Source organism: Oceanobacillus sp. AG (assembly GCF_009746545.1).
GTDB classification, from domain to species: domain Bacteria; phylum Bacillota; class Bacilli; order Bacillales; family Amphibacillaceae; genus Oceanobacillus; species Oceanobacillus indicireducens.
In genome coordinates this window covers 152,993-169,385 of sequence record NZ_WOWT01000002.1, presented here as the reverse complement: position 1 = coordinate 169,385, position 16,393 = coordinate 152,993, and the positions used below count along the sequence as shown (strand labels likewise).

Genomic DNA, 16,393 nt, shown 5'->3' with positions numbered 1-16,393 from the left:
CGATCGCTTTATTTGTTCGCATTGGTTTGTTGCCTTTGTTTTCGCTTTTTATTTCTGCGGACGACAACTTTCTTATTCGTCTCCTTGCCAACTCCAAGTGATTCCCGATATGCAGCGACAGCTTCTTCCGCTGTCCCATCAAAACGAATCTGGCCTCGCTCCATCCAGATCCCTCTCGTACATACCTTTTCTACAAAGTTCATACTATGGGAAACGATGATAACGGCTTTTGCATGAGACATCATTTCTTGGATTCGTTCACTCGCTTTTTGCTGGAAGGCAATATCTCCCGTTGAGAGAGCCTCATCAACAATAAATATATCCGGTTTTAATGTTGCTGCAATGCTAAAGCCTAAACGGGATTTCATACCTGCTGAATATTGTTTAACTGGCTTATCAATCGCTTTTCCGATACCCGAGAATTCTACAATTTCATCAAATTTATCCTGTATTCTCTTCCGTGGGATACCGAGAAGCATAGCATTGAGGAAAACATTATCTCGCCCTGTGAGCTGGGCATTAAAGCCAGTTCCATAACCGAGGAGGGAAGACGTCTCTCCGTTAATCTCAATATCACCTTCATCTGGTTTTAAAATATTCGTTAACACTTTACATAGGGTAGATTTCCCTGCTCCATTATGACCGATGATCCCAACAACTTCGCCTTCTTTGATTTCGAAATCCAGATTTCGTAGGGCCCAAAACTCTCCTGTATTTAATTCAAAAGAAAGTCCAACATTTTTGGCACGGACGATTGTTTTATCCCTAACATCTGCCTCTGTTTTCTTCAGATTCAAACTGCGCTTCCTTCTCACTGGCGCTGGGACAGTTGCCCGGTAGCTTGCAACAACTTCTTTCGGGTCACCAATTTCTCGCACAACTCCATTATGAATCCACATCAGGCGATCACAGTTCCGCTCTGCATATCTTAGGCTGTGTGTGACAATGATAACCATTTTCGCATGTTTTACAAGTTCTTTCATCTTTTGCGCAGCTTTCCTGCTAAAGCGGGCATCACCCGTATTAAGCGCTTCGTCTAAAATGAGAACTTCTGGTTCTAAGTGTGCTGCAACACTAAAACCTAGTCTTGCACGCATTCCACTTGAATAGTACTTCATTGGTTGATTGATAAATGCTCCAATATCTGCAAACTCCTCGATATCAGCCATGTAACGGTCTATGACACTCTTATCAATACCGAGCATCATACCATTTAAGTAAATGTTTTCTAATCCTGTTAATTCTTTATTAAACCCCATGCCAAAAGAGAACAATGCTGTTACTTTTCCGTTCACATGCATTGTTCCTTTATCTTGCGCGAGGATTCCAGCAATTATTTTACTCAGCGTCGTTTTACCGGCACCGTTTGAACCGATAATTCCAAGGATTTCCCCTTGATAGCCTGTAAAGTCAATATCCTTTAATGGCCAGATTTTTTCTTTTTCCTTTTTTTCTTTCTTTTTGAACATGCTAAAGACACGCGATTTAATATCATCTTTATACGATTGATTATCGAAATAAACACCGATATCCTTCGACTTGATTATTTCTTCTCTTTGGTCCTTCGTTTGTTCTTGCATGCTTTTCCCTCATTTATCTCCTGACATTATAATGCTTTGATAATCTTATGTTCATTCTTACTGTAGTAATTCATCATGTAGATCACAACAATTGTTGCTATGACAAATAATCCGCCAAGCCCAATCCAGTTCGGCTGCTGGTGGTAAATTAAAATATCTCGGTAGCTTGTGACAAGAATGGCTACCGGGTTATATTCGACGAGTGGAATTAGCCAATCGGGAACCTTTTCGCTGCGGAGTAATCGAGCCCCTTCCCAAATAATTGGTGATGCGTAGAAAAATATTCTTGTGATATACGTCATCAAATTCTCAATATCTCGTACAAAAATCGTGATATAACCAAGGACAAGTCCAAGTGCAATATGAACAACTAATTGCAGTACAATCAGCACCGGTAAATATAGCATGAACCATGTTGGCTTGACACCATAGACTGCAAGAAATAGTGCAATCACAACGAGTCCAAACATAAAGTTAAATAACTGGGTCAATGTAAACGATATAGGAAATATAGCTTTCGGCAAGGCGACTTGATTCACAATTGAACTATATCTTAAAATAGATCTGGACGATGAGTTAATCGTTGTACTAATCCAGCGCCAGACAACTAATCCAACGACTAGGAATAGTGGATAGTCTTCCCCACCACGGTTTAAAACAATTACTACCAAAAAGTAATAAACTAGCACATTCAATAATGGATCAAGGAGCCACCAGAAATAGCCTAAATAACTATTCCTGTGCTCTGCTTTCAGACCTGACTTTACTAAATAGTAAAGCAAATCTTTTCTCTTCAGCATTTCTTGTATATACTTCTTCATTAATTTTGACACCGCCTACTATTCAAACGAAGCTTGCTTCAAGAACATTATCGCTTCGTTTTCCACTTAATCAAATCTCTAATGGACCTTACAATGTAATGAGCAAAGTACCAAATGCTTTTTGGTAAGCTCTGCTTTTCAATTTCTCGGAATACATACCAATTTCGTTTTGCTGCTTTCCATTTATTACTGGAAATTGAATTACCGACAAGCCGGTATTCAGCGAGAACTTCTGGCAGTCCATACGCTAAGAAGCCTCTTTTTGTAATATGCAGCCAGAATACGTAATCTTGTCTTGTCCGGATATTAACCATTCTCATATCACCTATTTTATCCATATCGAGCATTACTGTCAGACATCCAATAACACAACGCTTCATTAAATCATCATAATTCACTGATTCGGGAGTGTTACTGATTGCCTTCGTTCTCGTTCCATCTTCTTGCATGCGGACATAGGTAGTAAAGGAAAAAGCAATATCCTTTTCTTGCATAAATTGCAGTTGTTTCTCCAACTTTTCAGGAAGCCAGCGGTCATCACTGTCAAGAAATGCAATGTACTGGCCGGTTGCTTCATCCATCGCTTTATTTCGAGCGATAGCTGATCCACTATTCTTTTCGAGTGTTAAGAGCTTAATTCGTGGGTCATTGCTTTGATATTCTTTAACAATTTCTCTCGTATGATCCGTAGAACAATCATCAACGATAATCATTTCCCAGTTCGTATATGTCTGCTCTAATACAGAGGAAATCGTTTCTCCTATAAAGCGTTCTGAATTATACGCTGGTGTAATTACCGATATTAGTGGTTGTTGTTTCATTTATACATCGATTCCTTCTTGCTTCCTTGTGGCTTGTCCTAACAGTTTGTTATACCAAGCAATTAATTTCTTTTCTTCTGTTCCCCAATTCAATTCTTCTTGTACTGCGCGCTTACCATTTTCCCCCATTCGTCTTGCTTCCTCTGGGTTATCTTTCAGATACAAGATAGCATCTTTGATTGCTTCATCATCGTAAGGGTTCACAGCAATACCACATTCATACGTTTCCATGAATTCTTTCCAAACTGGAAAATCGGAACAAATAATTGGCAGTCCAGCGTTCATGTATTCAAAGAACTTTGTCAGTTCTTTTTTCATATAATGCTCTGTTGGCGGGAACAGCGCAATTCCTGCAAGCCAATTCGTATTCAAATAGCGGGCCTCGATTACTTCTTTTTCAATAAATTGATTGATCCCTTCTATGAATAGTCTATCTTTGTTGTCCCCTGCTGCCTGATACATCTTCTCAGCAATGCTGCTCGGACATTTCCCTACCACATGTACTTCGATGTCTTGATCAAGCAACGGAATTCTAGCATGTTCCATAGCTCCTCTTTCGAAAGTTACGTTTCCTGTATACAATAATTTATATTCTACCTGGCCTTCACGTTTACTGTTTAAAAATGAATCATTTATTGTTGGGTAATTTAAAATGCATACTCCGGCTGGATAGATATCTTTATAGTATTTTTCTGCCAAACACAAGGCTGCATCCCTGGCAAAAAAGCGCTCCATCCATTTATAAAAGCTGGCAAGAAGCTTTTTCACTGGCATGCTTGCATAATCTTTTTGCAAAATACTTGTACGATAATCTTCATGAATATCGTAAATAACGACATTATCTTTTCGTTTTAAAAGCCAACCGACAGGCAAGAGCTCTGGGTCATGAAAGTGGTACACATCCGCGTTTAAATATTTTGCTTTTTTATAAGCATCATAAACCCCTAAAGTCATTCGCTTAAGGCGGCTATTATATTTCTTTAATGGGATATGTCTGATTGGCTTATCTTGTATATCGTCGTTTTCATTCGATTGTGCAATCAGCGTAACATCAAATCCTGCTTTCTTCAGTGACTTACATTCTTTATGATAAATCCTCGGATCTGTAGGATGATGTACAGTTGTCAGATGTGCTACACGCTTTGGAGCAGTCATACTCCTTCAACTCCTCGTATTTACTCTTTCCTTCAATCTAGTGTTTCCAAAAACATTTTTTCGTATTGTCTTACTATCGTTTTCGCATGAAAAGTCTTCACGCGTTCTAAGCCTTTTTCAATGACAGTATTTCTTTCTGCATCTGTCCATGCTAATGCTTGTATTATTTTATCTGCTACATCCAGTTCATTACCGATTTCACACATCAGGCCAAATTTACCTTCATCTAATACTTCAACGGCACCTGGTTCTGCTTTTGTTGAAACGACCGGTACTCCTGCTGCCAGTGCTTCTGCAAGTACATGGCCAAATCCTTCTCGCTTTGAAGTTAGGCAAAATACATCCGCCTGTGAAAAATAAATATAAGGGTTTTCCTGAAATCCTAGGAAATGGATGACATCCTGTAAATTAAGCCTGCTTGCAAGTTCTTTTAATTCGGTTTCCCGTTCCCCTTCACCCAAGATAATCAGCCTTACGTTCATTTTATCACGTATCTTAGCAAAGGCTTTGATTAGTGTCTGCTGATCCTTGTCATCAACAAGTCTTCCAGCTGTAATGATTATCTTTTCGCTTCCATTAAATAGGGCTTTATGTTCTTCTTTTAATTTTCCCTTTTCGATACCTGTTTTGATTTTTTGTACATCAACTGGATTATAAATTACTTCAATTTTATTTTTATCTACCTTGTATCGGGAAATAATATTATTTCTCACACCTTGTGATAACGCAATTACACGGCTGGAAAATGTGTATAATAGACCATATAATCTTAATTTTAGATCCGCTTTGCGCGAGCCACCCAAGTAGGCAGCTTCTCTTACTATATTTTTTGCCCGTGTAAAAGAAAAAAGCCTGCCAAGAATCGCGACTGTATTATAATTCGGAATCGTGCTAAATACAATATCTGCTTTTTCCCGTCTGATTACTTTTGCTAACGGGAATATCGCTGAACGTAACTGTTTCGTATCTAACTTAATAAATTTAATATCTGAGTTTAAATACTTCTCATAATTCCCGTTATAGTTTAATGTTACAAGTATTGGGGTAAACTTCGACTGATCGATGTTATTCAATATATTTAATAATGTACGTGCAGCCCCTCCTGCACCCATTTGATAGATAAAAAATATAATTCTTTTCTTCTCCACTAAAGCTTCATCCTTATCTTTAGTATCTCATTGTAAAGCGAATTTACACTCTGGTAATTATACCATAGCAACACCAATTAATAAATTATCCCTGGTGGTTTGCTTGCTATAAAAACAGCTGATCGATACAGCAAGCCCACTCTATAGTTTAACATATTGTATATACCTATCAAATTTTTCAAGTTGTCCTGTTGCTTTTCTCTAATGTAAACTATCAAATTAATAGATGTCCGCAGCTACTATATAATAACTTGAATAATCAGCTTGCGTATTTGTGAAGTTGTGAACATTTCGTTAAAAAAGTTTGGGACAGCAGAATGTAACTCGCTGTCCCATTTGTCAAATATTTTTACCATCCTACAACAATCGATCCCCCATACGTTTCCTCAACGAATTGCTCCACTTCATCCGATTGATAAATATCAATGAACTGTTGAACGGCTGGATCGTCTTCGTTTTCTTTGCGTACTGCGATTAGGTTAACGAAAGTGGAATCTTGTTCAATGAAAATCGAGTCTTCTCCAGGTACAAGTCCTGCTTCCATTGCAAAGTTCGAGTTGATTGCTGCGATATCCACTTCGCCAAGCTGACGCGGAATTTGTGCAGAATCGAGCTCAATAAATTCATAGTTATGTTCATTTTCTGCGATATCATTGACAGTAGCGTTTACGCCAAGTCCTTCTTCTAGCGTGATTAAGCCAGCTTGTTCAAATAATAATAATGCACGTCCACTATTTGTCGGGTCACTTGGAAGACCAATACTTGCACCGTCTTCTAAATCAGCTATATCTGTAACTTTCTCAGAATAAATTCCCATTGGGAAAGTAATCGTATCGGCAACTTTTACTAAATCCAGGCCACGTTCTTCATTCATATGATCAAAAAATGGCTCCGTTTGGAAACTGTTGATATCGAGTTCCCCTTCCGATAGACTCACGTTCGGCATTACATAATCACTGAATGACACAATTTCAATCGTCAAGTCTTCCTCTTCCGCAAGCTCTTTCACTTTTTCTAAAACTTCTTCATGCGGTCCTGCTGTTACTCCAACAACGAGTTTTCCATCTTCGAGCAGTCCTTCCCCTTCATCCGAGCCGCCGCCACAAGCAGCGAATAGAATTAATACACTTGCAAGTATTGCTGTTAATAATGTCTTTTTCATTTATTTCCCCTCATTCTTTCATATTTTATTTTCGACATAGAAGATTGCTTTTTCTAACATGTCTTCTGTCACTTTTTCTTCCATTAAATGGATTGATTCTTGTGGAAGTGAAATCTTTTTAATGATCCTTCCTAGTAATTCCGTGTCCTTTACATCTACGGATAAATCTTTTAATGATGTTGGAAGTTCCCATTCTTTATAAAACTGCAGCAGTTTGTCGAGTTCTTCCTCTTTTCTTTCTATCGCAAGTTGGACTAACGTACCGTAAGCAACAATCGATCCGTGCAAGAAATCTTTGACACTAGGTGCCTCCGTTAAACCGTTATGAACCGAGTGGGCCCCGGCAATCCTGCCCGCTTTTTCACCGAAGCCACCGACCATGCCGCCTGTCATAATAATCGTTTCGATGACGCGGACAAGTGCGTCGGTAACTTCTTGCTTCGAAACCGATTCAAGTGCCGCTTTTCCGTCTTTTAATAAAATATCGCGGCATGCTCTTGCAGCGAACTGGGAAACTTGCAACCAAACTGGGAATTCTTGATTCTTGTAAAAACTGCGAACTAACGCGTCTGCTTCATAGTATTTTGCCAAAGTGTCACCGATTCCAGCCTTCAAAAATCGAATCGGTGAAGCTGCAATGATTGCTGGTTCAATCAGGACGAGCGTGTTCGCTACCGGGAACTCGGTATAGTGGGAATGAGTTCCGTCCGCTTCATAGAATACGCTAAGCGGTGTCCAGGCGGCACAGGTCGCTGCGATTGTCGGTATTAGAACCGACTTGATTCCAGCTTGGACGGCTGCTGCTTTTGCAATATCGAGTGCAGTCCCTCCGCCGATACCGATGACAGCATCCGCTTTTTCTTTTTCGCACATTGCTGCTAATTGTTCGCTCGTTTCTAATGTGCAAGGACCATCGACGAATGTTAATGCTTGGTGATCCAATTCTTCCGGAAGATAAGGTGATGTCGCTTGCCATGCCTTTCTGCCACTTACAATATGAATATTTTTTACACCTAAATCTGCCAGATGCGTCGGTAATTCTTTTAAAACACCGGAACCGGTCCGGTAATGGCCTGGTGCTCCTTTTACAATTGCTGTTGCCATCTAACGTGCTCCTTTTTTCGCCTACTTCGCTTAATCTTTCAAAATATGAATATTTCGCGCTGCCTTGACACTCGACGCTCCGGCAAGCGCAAGGGAGGATCTTGTCTGCTGCATAAAGTTTGTGAGTACTTTTTCAACACCGGCTTGTCCAGCGAGGGCTAGCCCATATGCGTAAGGTCTGCCGAGTAAAACCGCGTCGGCACCTAACGCAAGTGCTTTAACGACATCTGCTCCGCGGCGAATGCCACTATCGATTAAAATCGGGACTTCCCCTCCAACCTCTTCTACAACTGCTGGGAGCGCGTCAATGCTAGAGATGACACCATCTAACTGCCGACCGCCATGGTTGGAAACGATAATGCCATCGACCCCGTTTTCAATCGCGAGTCTTGCATCTGTCGGATGTAGGATTCCTTTTAATAAAACCGGGAGAGATGTGCGTTTCTTCAGTTCAGCAACATGCTTCCAGCTTAACTTCGGATGGTAAATGTTTTGCAAAATTTCTTCTACGACAGATGCCTCGTCGTCCTGCTTTAATGTGGATAGAAAGGCACTATCTGTAATATAATTCGCTTTTCCGTAGCCTGCTTTCAGCGGTGAGAATCGGTTCGTCATGTCCTCCTCGCGCCAGCCGAACATTGTTGTATCGATAGTAAGGACGATTGCTTGATAGCCTGCTTCTTCTGCACGCTTTACCATATTAAAGGAAATATTTTCGTTATTGGACCAGTACAACTGGAACCATTTTGGACTACCTTCTGAAACCTCTGCCACTTCCTCGATTGCGTAACTGGAAACCGTGCTTTGTATATAAGGTACATCCAATTTCGCAGCTGCTTTTGCAACCGCAAGTTCCGCTTCTTCATGCGTAGTTTTCAGCATTCCGATCGGAGCGAGCAAAAATGGGTGGCGATACGTATGACCAAATAGCTCAATACTTGTATCCACGTTGGAGACATCATTTAAATATTGGGGCAGAATAGAATATTTCTCGAATGAAGCGATGTTTTTCCGCAACGTCTCCTCCCCTCCGCCTCCAGAGCGGGTGTATCCAAATGCATTTTTCGACATTTTTCCTTTCGCTTTTGCCTCTAATTCTTCTACACGAAAAGGAAAAGTCTCCGTTGTTTCTAGGTTCGTAATGAATGCATCTTTCGTCTTTGTAGTCGTCAAGACTTCTACCTCCTAAAGTTGGCTTTCTTCCGTTTAATCCTTTTTCAAACGTGCAGCGATCCGGTTACCAAGGGACTGGATTCCTTGGACGAGGATGATTAAGATAAAGACCGTTGCATACATGACATCTACTTCATAACGCAAGTGTCCGAAACGATACGCAAGATCTCCGAGTCCTCCTGCACCGACTAGACCGGCCATTGCGGTCGCGCCGATCAAGCTGATTGTAACAATTGTTAAGCCTAAAACGATGGATGGGCGTGCTTCTCGAAGCATGACACTCCAGATGATTTTATGTGTTTTAATCCCCATTGCTTTATATGCTTCAATAATTCCGCTATCCACTTCGAGTAGAGAACTTTCCAGTAAGCGTGCAAGATATGGCGCGGTGTAAATAACGAGTGGAACGATAACACCTTGCACGCCAATCGTTGTGCCGACCAAGAATTTCGTAAATGGCAGAATAAAGAATAATAGAATAATAAACGGAATCGAGCGGACTATGTTTATAACGAGATTCAATAATTGATAGACGAATTTATTTTCCAATGATTGTCCCGGGCGTGTCAGTACAACAAGTATGCCTAAAGGCACCCCAATCAAAATCGCAAAAAATAAGGAAATGATGACCATTTGAAACGTTTCAATGATAGCTTGGCCAATAATAGGCAGCCATTGTTCGATAAAGTTTTCCATTTTATTTATTCACCCTCCACTTCTTCTGTCACGACCCCTTGATCGTTTAAGAACGTTAAGGAGGCATTGATTTGTTCCTGTTCACCAACAAGATGAATGATCAGATTTCCGACGATCCCGTTTTTCAATTCCATAATATTCGCCGTTAAAATATTCGGCTTCACTTTAAACTTCTCAATCACTTGTGCAAGTAAAGGCTCCCCGGCACTCTCTCCAATAAATGTTAGGCTTGTCACCGTACCATTTAGTTTCAATTGGTTGATGAGTGATGCGGATAATTTACGCTGGGAAATCGTATCTAAAAACTTCTTTGTCGTCTTATGACGGGGATCGGTGAACAATTCGATACTGGAGCGCTGTTCAACGATTTCTCCATTTTCTAGAACCGAAACGTCATCACAAATTTTCTGAATGACACTCATTTCGTGGGTAATGAGTAAGATGGTTATCCCCAGTTCTTCGTTAATCTTAAGGAGTAAATCAAGAATTGAATTCGTTGTTTCGGGGTCAAGGGCACTTGTCGCCTCGTCGCTCAGCAGGATTTCCGGTTCCTGTGATAATGCGCGTGCAATGGCGACCCGCTGCTTCTGTCCGCCAGATAATTGAGAAGGGTAGCTGTCCCCTCTGTCTGCTAAATCAACAATTTTCAAATATTTTTCTACACGTTCTTTCACTTCTGTTTTGTTAAGCCCTAGAAGTCTTAGTGGTGTTGCTACGTTCTCATAAACGGTTGCAGTCTTCATGAGATTGAAATGCTGGAAAATCATTCCGATCTTCTGTCTCATTTTCCGCAAATTTTCATTTGATAGGGCTGTTAGCTCTGTACCATTGATCGTTACCGTTCCACTGTTCGGCTTTTCTAGTAAATTGACGAGCCGGATCAAGGTACTTTTACCGGCACCACTGTAGCCAATGACACCGTGGATTTCACCTTTTTTTACATGAAGGTTAACATTGTTTACCGCTGTAACATCCCCATTTTTAGATGGGAATACCTTCGTGATGTTCTCTAATTTGATCATCTATCTACCTTTCCCTTCCAATTGTCTTTAGATTAAGAAATAGTTGGTATAAACAAAGGCGGAAGCGCCCTTGCAGGTTAAAAACGCGACGTCCTGTCGCAACACCTGCACTAGCACATCCTGTGCGTCGTAGCAACGTACAAACTGGAGCACTCCGGAATGAGATAAAGGAAACACGGCGAACGTAGAGAGCCGATGTTGACTTATCGATTGGAGGAGTGTGAAGTTTGGGACTGCGCACTGCTCGTCCCACCAAAAGATCTGCTAGTTGCTGGGCGCAGAGCGGACGTGGCTGGCCCTGGACACCTAAGTTATCACAACACTTTTACTTTATAGTTCCTTATACAATAAAAATAGCCTCTCTTTTCTAAAGAAAGAGAGGCTTTGTATGTATTCAGAGGTCCTCTCTTATCTTTCAAAACATCACGTTTTGCTGGAATTAGCACCTCTTTTATGGTTGACATAAAAAGGTTGCCGAGCTTCATCGGGCCAGTCCCTCAGCTACTCTTGATAAGAGATAAAACTATTTAATTATATTGATATAGACTACAGCAAAAGTTACGTGTCGTCAACTCTTATTTTAGTAATCTTTCAGACTAAGAGAAAAGTTTAAGTTTTTCAATCCGTTCGACTGCTTCTTCAAGACGGGCTTCATCAACTAGTAAACCGATCCGGATATAACCTTCCCCGTACGTCCCGAAGCCATTTCCGGCGGCGACAGCAACATCAGCCTTTTCCAGTAGCAAATCAGCAAATTGCTCACTTGTATACCCACTCGGAACCGGCAGCCATGCAAAGAACGAGCCACTAGGAGCTTCAACTTCCCAACCAATCCGTTTACATGCCGCGATTAATGCATTCCTGCGCCCTTCATACAGCTCGACTAATTCCTCCACACTTGATTGCTCTGCAGTTAAGGCAACAGCCGCCGCATGTTGGACTGCGGGGAACAGACTAACGAATAAATGATCTTGCAGGAGATTGATCGCTTCAATCATTTTCGCGTTCCCAACAGCAAAGCCTACTCGCCAACCGGCCATATTGTATGTTTTCGATAAGGTATAAAGCTCGATCCCGATATCTTTAGCGCCCTCTACCTCGAGGAAACTAACCGGTTTTTTCCCGTCAAAGCCTATTGCACCGTAAGCAATATCATGGACGATACCGATACCGTGCTCCTTGCCTAACTGTGCCGTCTCTTCGAAAAATTCTTTGGAAGCGATGGCTCCTGTAGGATTATTCGGATAATTTAAGTAAAGTAATTTCGCTTCTTCTAATTGTTTCGGCGTGAGCTTGTCATAGTCTGGTAAGAATGCATTTTCTCGAAGTAATGGCATTACTTCATGCCGAACATTCGCAAGCTTGACGCCAGATAGATAGTCCGGGTAGCCTGGATCTGGCAGTAACAGCATGTCGCCTTCGTTCATTAAGGCGAGGGGTAGTTCGACTAAGCCAATCTTCGTCCCAAATAAAACAGCTACTTCCGCTTCCGGGTCTAAATCGACATTGTATTCCCGCTTATAGAAATCGGCTGCTGCTCGTTTCAATTCCGCTGTGCCACGAAACGGCGAGTATTTATGTGAATTTGGGTCTGCGGCAGCTTCTTGCAAAGCTTGCACAATATGGGGTGGAGTTGGTTGATCCGGGTTCCCTTGCCCCAAATTAATGACATCGCGACCTTCTGCGTATGCTTTTGTCACTTTTTCTACGAGAGTTGCAAAAAATTGAACGGGCAACTCCTTTAGGCGATTCGAAAATTCCATTGACATAACCTCTTTATTTGTATATTTAATATAACTCTGGGACACGGCTTTCAAAGATTGGGACACTTTTTCTGACTTCAATTACCCTGTCCGGATTGATTGTGCCTCGTAATGTTTCTTCTTTATCTTCTGAACCTTTTACGAGAACATCTCCCCAAGGGTCTGCGATTAAAGAAGTTCCGGTGTATTTAACCTCATTCAGGGTGCCGACATTGTTTGCAGATACGACATACATTTGGTTTTCAATTGCGCGGGCTATTTGCAGGTTAACCCAATGATTGGTCCGCGGTTTCGGCCATTCGGCAGGGATAAATAATACTTGCGCCCCGTCTAACGCCAACTTGCGCGTGAGTTCTGGAAAACGCAGGTCATAGCAAATAATGACACCCATCCGAATCCCATCGAGTTCAAAAGTTTGCACTTTTTCCTTGCCACCAGTCAAGTATGCTGGTTCGTTCAACATCGGTACGAGGTGCATCTTGCTATATTCATAAACAAGGTTGCCGGCGCGGTCAAAAACAAGACTCGTATTATATAATTTGTCATCCACTTTATTCGCAATCGAGCCACCGACAATATTAATCTTGTATTCCTTCGCCAATTCACTTAAAAAAGATTTAGTAGGCTCTAATGCATCATCTGCAATTGTTTGGAGCTCTTCCAGCACATAGGATGTTGTCCACATTTCCGGCAATAGGATGATGTCTGGCTTATCATTCTTTACTTCTGATCCAACCCAATGCTTCACCTTTTCCCTGTTATCATGCGGGGAACCTGGTACAAGTTCCATTTGGTAAACAGCAACTTTCATCATATCCATCCCCTTTCAAATATATATCATATTAGCACACTTCCACCTATCATACATAAAAAACATGGACAGAATATCGTCCATGTTTCCGCTGGGACATTGGGGTTGGTGGGACATTGGGGTCAGAGCAAGTGTCCCAGTTATGAGCGGGACATCGGTGGGACATTGGGGTCAGAGCGAGTGTCCCAGTTATGAGCGGGACATCGGGGTCAGTGCAAGTGTCCCAGTTATGATTAAGATAGTATGGAACGCTTGGTTACGCTTGATCAGGTCGGCTTCATACCATTTGGTACGCAGTAAAATTTATTCTTTAACATTGCTGGCGATTTTTTGGATTTCTTCTTGTGATAGACCAGTTATTTCTTCGATGATATGAGGATCTAAGCCTTTTTTTATCGAGTTTTTAACCAGTATTTCTTCCATTTCCTTTTTACCTTGTTTTTTACCTTCCTCTTTACCTAGTTCTTTACCTTCCTCACGAAACATATCAGCCAGGCTCATAATAATTTTGCTCCCTTCTGGATAACTGTTCTTAATTTTTTCCGTAATTTCATCCGTATTTCCTCGTGTGACATTCGTCGCCGCGCTGAAAATATAGTACAGCATCGTCTCAAAGTATTCCATACCCGTCTGTTTATCATCCAACTCCTGCAAATAAGAAATACTTCTTTCAAGGATCCTAAGCAATTCTTGAACCGATTCCGCCTTACGAATATCGCGGAACATCGTAATTAAAATCCGGATACGAGCTTCACCCTTGATTTCTTCATCTGGAAAATTAGTGAAATCAAAAAGCAAAAATTTGTAGTTGGGAATAAATTGACGTATTTCCCGCGGCAAGTCATCATATTTTGCAATTGCCTTACGAAGCATATCGGAAGTATTCCAACTTGTGTTTCCGTGATACATAACTAAAGGAATAACGGGTGGCACAGTTTTTAAATTCTCTTTCCTCATCTTTGCGTCCCAAAATTCCGCCATGTACTTCAATATTTGAAAGGTAACGGTTCTGTCAGCATAACTTTTGTGTTCGAAAAGGAAATATACATAACCTTCTTTCCCGTCAATATCTGCGCTGAAAAGTAAATCAGAGTAACTTTCTTCTAGTTCTTTACTGATGAAGCTGTCCTTCTCAAGTTTCAATGTGTCCGTATTAAGAAACTTCATAACGCCAGGTGGTAAATAATGGTGTAAGAAACTTCTCGTCACTTTAATATGACTAAATGTTTCTTTAAAAAGCTTATCATGGGGACTTTCCACCTTTCTAAACTTCTGTTGGGGGTAATGGGAAGTTTCCTCATTGACCAATAATAAGTTCGCCAAATTCTTCACTTCCTCCGAGGATATAATGATGAGATTAATAATGTAGATTCTAAGCATATTATATCAATATTGTCCACGATAAACAATCGTAGGACAGAGGGTCAGGCAACTGCGCCAGTTGGTGAGCGGGACATCGGGGTCAGAGCAAGTGTCCCAGTTGGGACATTAGGGTCAGTGTACCTGTCCCATTTTTTCACAATTCGTTCCATTCCATTTCAAATAGAGGGCAATGATTTCAGGGAGGATTTCTATTTATTAGTTAAAATTCAGATTATTGGGGATTCAAACGGGAGGCAGTTCCAATTTTATATGATGGTAGTGCATTCGGGAAGATGGAGTTGTCAGAGCACTTTCTAGCGGCTGAATGTTATTGCAGGGCGGAGAGCGGGTGGATCAGTCCTTTTATAGCGAACGAACACGGCAAATGGAAGATAGAATGGCCTTCACTGTAAATGGTAGTTGTTCTAAGGCACAAGGTTTCCTTCACGACGAATTATCTCTTCTAGAAACATAGGAGCCCGCCCTTCCTCTATAAAATCTAACCTGGGACAATGCCTCTGACCTCTCTGTCCCACCAAACTGGAACAATGCCTCCGACCCCAATGTCCCACCAAGCTGGGACAAGTGCTCTGACCCCGATGTCCCGATTAAATAGTGATTGTTTTGGGGTGGGCGATTGTTTGGTATTTCTCCAGTTCGGTTGTGGATATGAGGATTTCTGGATAGTTTTGCATGAATTTCATTTCTTCAATCGTTTGGACGGTACCGACAATCGGCTGGATGCCCATTCGTTTAAGAACAGCGAGATCGAGCTGTTGAACCGTTTGAAAATCGAACTTAAGCATATAATAAGATGCCATGAGTTCTTTCAGTAAGAAGAAATCATGAATTCCTGGATTTTCCCTAAGTAAGCCGAGTTTGATCTGCTTCGATAATATGCGCAGTCTAGCGAGTGAATGATGATTTTCCGAAATAATGAAAACATCTTCCATTGCTTGGTGCTGGCGGATGATATCATACACATTCTCCTCCAGACCGTAATAGAAACCGCTCTGTTTAATTTCGATGGCAGTTTTTATTTTGCCTTTTGTTAAATGGATGACTTCTGCGAGGGTGGGAATTCGTTCGTCATGATTGATCGGGAAAGCAAGCAATTCCGCATAGGTGAATTGATTGATTTCACCACGACCGCTCGTTACACGGTCGATGGTCGTATCACGCATGACGACGGGGATACCATCTTTCGTAAGATGCACCTCAAATTTTGTATGGGTAAAGTTCAAATCGATTGCTGCCTGAAAAGAAGACAATGTATTCTCGGGAAATTTTATTGGATAACCGCGCTCCGCAACAGCCTGTATTTTCATTAAATTCTCCTCTCGATTGGGCTACATATCGATTCTATGCATCATTACTTTTGATTATACCCAGGGAATGTTAATTTTGGATGAATTGGAGAATAAATGTTTGTAAATGGAGAAGAAAAACGGTATAAAATAAAAGGAGATTCTAGTAGAGGAGGAAGTGACGGTGTGGGATAGTAAAGTTACTTCATGGAAAAGTTATATTTTCCTGATTGCGAGCATCGTAACAAGTTTGTCCATGATCTTGCTTGGTCCGGTTGCGCAATCTACGAGTGAAACGGTGACAGATATCATCGCAGTTTTTATTATTGTTGGACTAATCGTGTCTATTGTGATGAGCATTGTTACGTTTGTCTCGAAGCGGGAAAAGAAATTGATTCCTAGTATAGCGCTCATTATCACGTTACTTAATATTGGTGTAATTATATATCTTGCGTGGTCTTAGGTGAA

15 protein-coding genes and 1 riboswitch are annotated in these 16,393 nt (G+C 41.2%); of the genes, 1 reads left to right on the top strand and 14 read right to left on the bottom strand.

Annotated elements, in window-relative coordinates; genetic code table 11:
* Positions 1 to 8 precede the first annotated feature (8 nt).
* The 14 genes from GN217_RS00765 to GN217_RS00700 all read right to left on the bottom strand — a co-directional run bounded on the left by GN217_RS00765 (position 9) and on the right by GN217_RS00700 (position 15,946).
* Positions 9 to 1,580: an ABC transporter ATP-binding protein gene (locus GN217_RS00765; protein ID WP_156854339.1), complete on the bottom strand. Its 1,572-nt coding sequence runs from the start codon at positions 1,578 to 1,580 to the stop codon at positions 9 to 11.
* A gap of 26 nt (positions 1,581 to 1,606) precedes the next feature.
* Positions 1,607 to 2,401 (bottom strand): ABC transporter permease, encoded by a 795-nt coding sequence (locus GN217_RS00760; RefSeq protein WP_156854337.1) that lies wholly within the window; start codon positions 2,399 to 2,401, stop codon positions 1,607 to 1,609.
* A gap of 47 nt (positions 2,402 to 2,448) precedes the next feature.
* Positions 2,449 to 3,222 carry a glycosyltransferase family 2 protein gene (locus tag GN217_RS00755; RefSeq protein WP_156854335.1) on the bottom strand — a complete coding sequence of 258 codons (774 nt, stop codon included), beginning with the start codon at positions 3,220 to 3,222 and terminating at the stop codon, positions 2,449 to 2,451.
* Complete coding sequence (locus GN217_RS00750) at positions 3,223 to 4,377, bottom strand: glycosyltransferase (protein WP_156854333.1); 1,155 nt, start codon at positions 4,375 to 4,377, stop codon at positions 3,223 to 3,225.
* A gap of 32 nt (positions 4,378 to 4,409) precedes the next feature.
* A complete protein-coding gene (locus GN217_RS00745; protein WP_156854331.1) occupies positions 4,410 to 5,525 on the bottom strand; it encodes a glycosyltransferase in 1,116 nt (371 codons plus the stop codon).
* A gap of 349 nt (positions 5,526 to 5,874) precedes the next feature.
* Positions 5,875 to 6,687 carry a MetQ/NlpA family ABC transporter substrate-binding protein gene (locus GN217_RS00740; RefSeq protein WP_156854329.1) on the bottom strand — a complete coding sequence of 271 codons (813 nt, stop codon included), beginning with the start codon at positions 6,685 to 6,687 and terminating at the stop codon, positions 5,875 to 5,877.
* Positions 6,688 to 6,705: 18 nt separating this feature from the next.
* A complete protein-coding gene (locus tag GN217_RS00735; protein ID WP_156854327.1) occupies positions 6,706 to 7,791 on the bottom strand; it encodes an iron-containing alcohol dehydrogenase family protein in 1,086 nt (361 codons plus the stop codon).
* A gap of 30 nt (positions 7,792 to 7,821) precedes the next feature.
* The gene (locus GN217_RS00730) at positions 7,822 to 8,964 is read right to left on the bottom strand and encodes an alpha-hydroxy-acid oxidizing protein (RefSeq protein WP_232334281.1); all 1,143 of its coding nucleotides are present in this window, start codon (positions 8,962 to 8,964) and stop codon (positions 7,822 to 7,824) included.
* Between the two features lie 33 nt (positions 8,965 to 8,997).
* Positions 8,998 to 9,660 carry a methionine ABC transporter permease gene (locus GN217_RS00725; RefSeq protein WP_156854325.1) on the bottom strand — a complete coding sequence of 221 codons (663 nt, stop codon included), beginning with the start codon at positions 9,658 to 9,660 and terminating at the stop codon, positions 8,998 to 9,000.
* Between the two features lie 5 nt (positions 9,661 to 9,665).
* Positions 9,666 to 10,682 carry a methionine ABC transporter ATP-binding protein gene (locus GN217_RS00720; RefSeq protein ID WP_156854323.1) on the bottom strand — a complete coding sequence of 339 codons (1,017 nt, stop codon included), beginning with the start codon at positions 10,680 to 10,682 and terminating at the stop codon, positions 9,666 to 9,668.
* 405 nt (positions 10,683 to 11,087) lie between these two features.
* Positions 11,088 to 11,199, bottom strand: a riboswitch (SAM riboswitch).
* Positions 11,200 to 11,278: 79 nt separating this feature from the next.
* Positions 11,279 to 12,445, bottom strand: a complete 1,167-nt coding sequence (locus GN217_RS00715; protein ID WP_305080901.1) for a pyridoxal phosphate-dependent aminotransferase — start codon at positions 12,443 to 12,445, stop codon at positions 11,279 to 11,281.
* A gap of 25 nt (positions 12,446 to 12,470) precedes the next feature.
* Positions 12,471 to 13,259 (bottom strand): carbon-nitrogen family hydrolase, encoded by a 789-nt coding sequence (locus GN217_RS00710; protein ID WP_370459682.1) that lies wholly within the window; start codon positions 13,257 to 13,259, stop codon positions 12,471 to 12,473.
* Between the two features lie 300 nt (positions 13,260 to 13,559).
* Positions 13,560 to 14,579 (bottom strand): Rpn family recombination-promoting nuclease/putative transposase, encoded by a 1,020-nt coding sequence (locus GN217_RS00705; protein ID WP_198042539.1) that lies wholly within the window; start codon positions 14,577 to 14,579, stop codon positions 13,560 to 13,562.
* 647 nt (positions 14,580 to 15,226) lie between these two features.
* Positions 15,227 to 15,946: a glycerophosphodiester phosphodiesterase gene (locus GN217_RS00700; RefSeq protein ID WP_156854317.1), complete on the bottom strand. Its 720-nt coding sequence runs from the start codon at positions 15,944 to 15,946 to the stop codon at positions 15,227 to 15,229.
* Positions 15,947 to 16,109: 163 nt separating this feature from the next.
* Between GN217_RS00700 and GN217_RS00695 the strand changes: the two genes are divergently transcribed.
* Entirely contained in the window at positions 16,110 to 16,388 is a 279-nt protein-coding gene (locus GN217_RS00695) for a hypothetical protein (RefSeq protein ID WP_156854315.1), read from the top strand.
* Positions 16,389 to 16,393: the final 5 nt, after the last annotated feature.

Excerpts from the sequence above, each read along its gene's own strand:
- GN217_RS00765 (WP_156854339.1), bottom strand. The coding sequence starts at position 1,580 with ATGCAAGAACAAACGAAGGACCAAAGAGAAGAAATAATCAAGTCGAAG.
- GN217_RS00760 (WP_156854337.1), bottom strand. The coding sequence starts at position 2,401 with ATGAAGAAGTATATACAAGAAATGCTGAAGAGAAAAGATTTGCTTTAC.
- GN217_RS00755 (WP_156854335.1), bottom strand. The coding sequence starts at position 3,222 with ATGAAACAACAACCACTAATATCGGTAATTACACCAGCGTATAATTCA.
- GN217_RS00750 (WP_156854333.1), bottom strand. The coding sequence starts at position 4,377 with ATGACTGCTCCAAAGCGTGTAGCACATCTGACAACTGTACATCATCCT.
- GN217_RS00740 (WP_156854329.1), bottom strand. The coding sequence starts at position 6,687 with ATGAAAAAGACATTATTAACAGCAATACTTGCAAGTGTATTAATTCTA.
- GN217_RS00735 (WP_156854327.1), bottom strand. The coding sequence starts at position 7,791 with ATGGCAACAGCAATTGTAAAAGGAGCACCAGGCCATTACCGGACCGGT.
- GN217_RS00725 (WP_156854325.1), bottom strand. The coding sequence starts at position 9,660 with ATGGAAAACTTTATCGAACAATGGCTGCCTATTATTGGCCAAGCTATC.
- GN217_RS00720 (WP_156854323.1), bottom strand. The coding sequence starts at position 10,682 with ATGATCAAATTAGAGAACATCACGAAGGTATTCCCATCTAAAAATGGG.
- GN217_RS00715 (WP_305080901.1), bottom strand. The coding sequence starts at position 12,445 with ATGGAATTTTCGAATCGCCTAAAGGAGTTGCCCGTTCAATTTTTTGCA.
- GN217_RS00710 (WP_370459682.1), bottom strand. The coding sequence starts at position 13,259 with ATGATGAAAGTTGCTGTTTACCAAATGGAACTTGTACCAGGTTCCCCG.
- GN217_RS00700 (WP_156854317.1), bottom strand. The coding sequence starts at position 15,946 with ATGAAAATACAGGCTGTTGCGGAGCGCGGTTATCCAATAAAATTTCCC.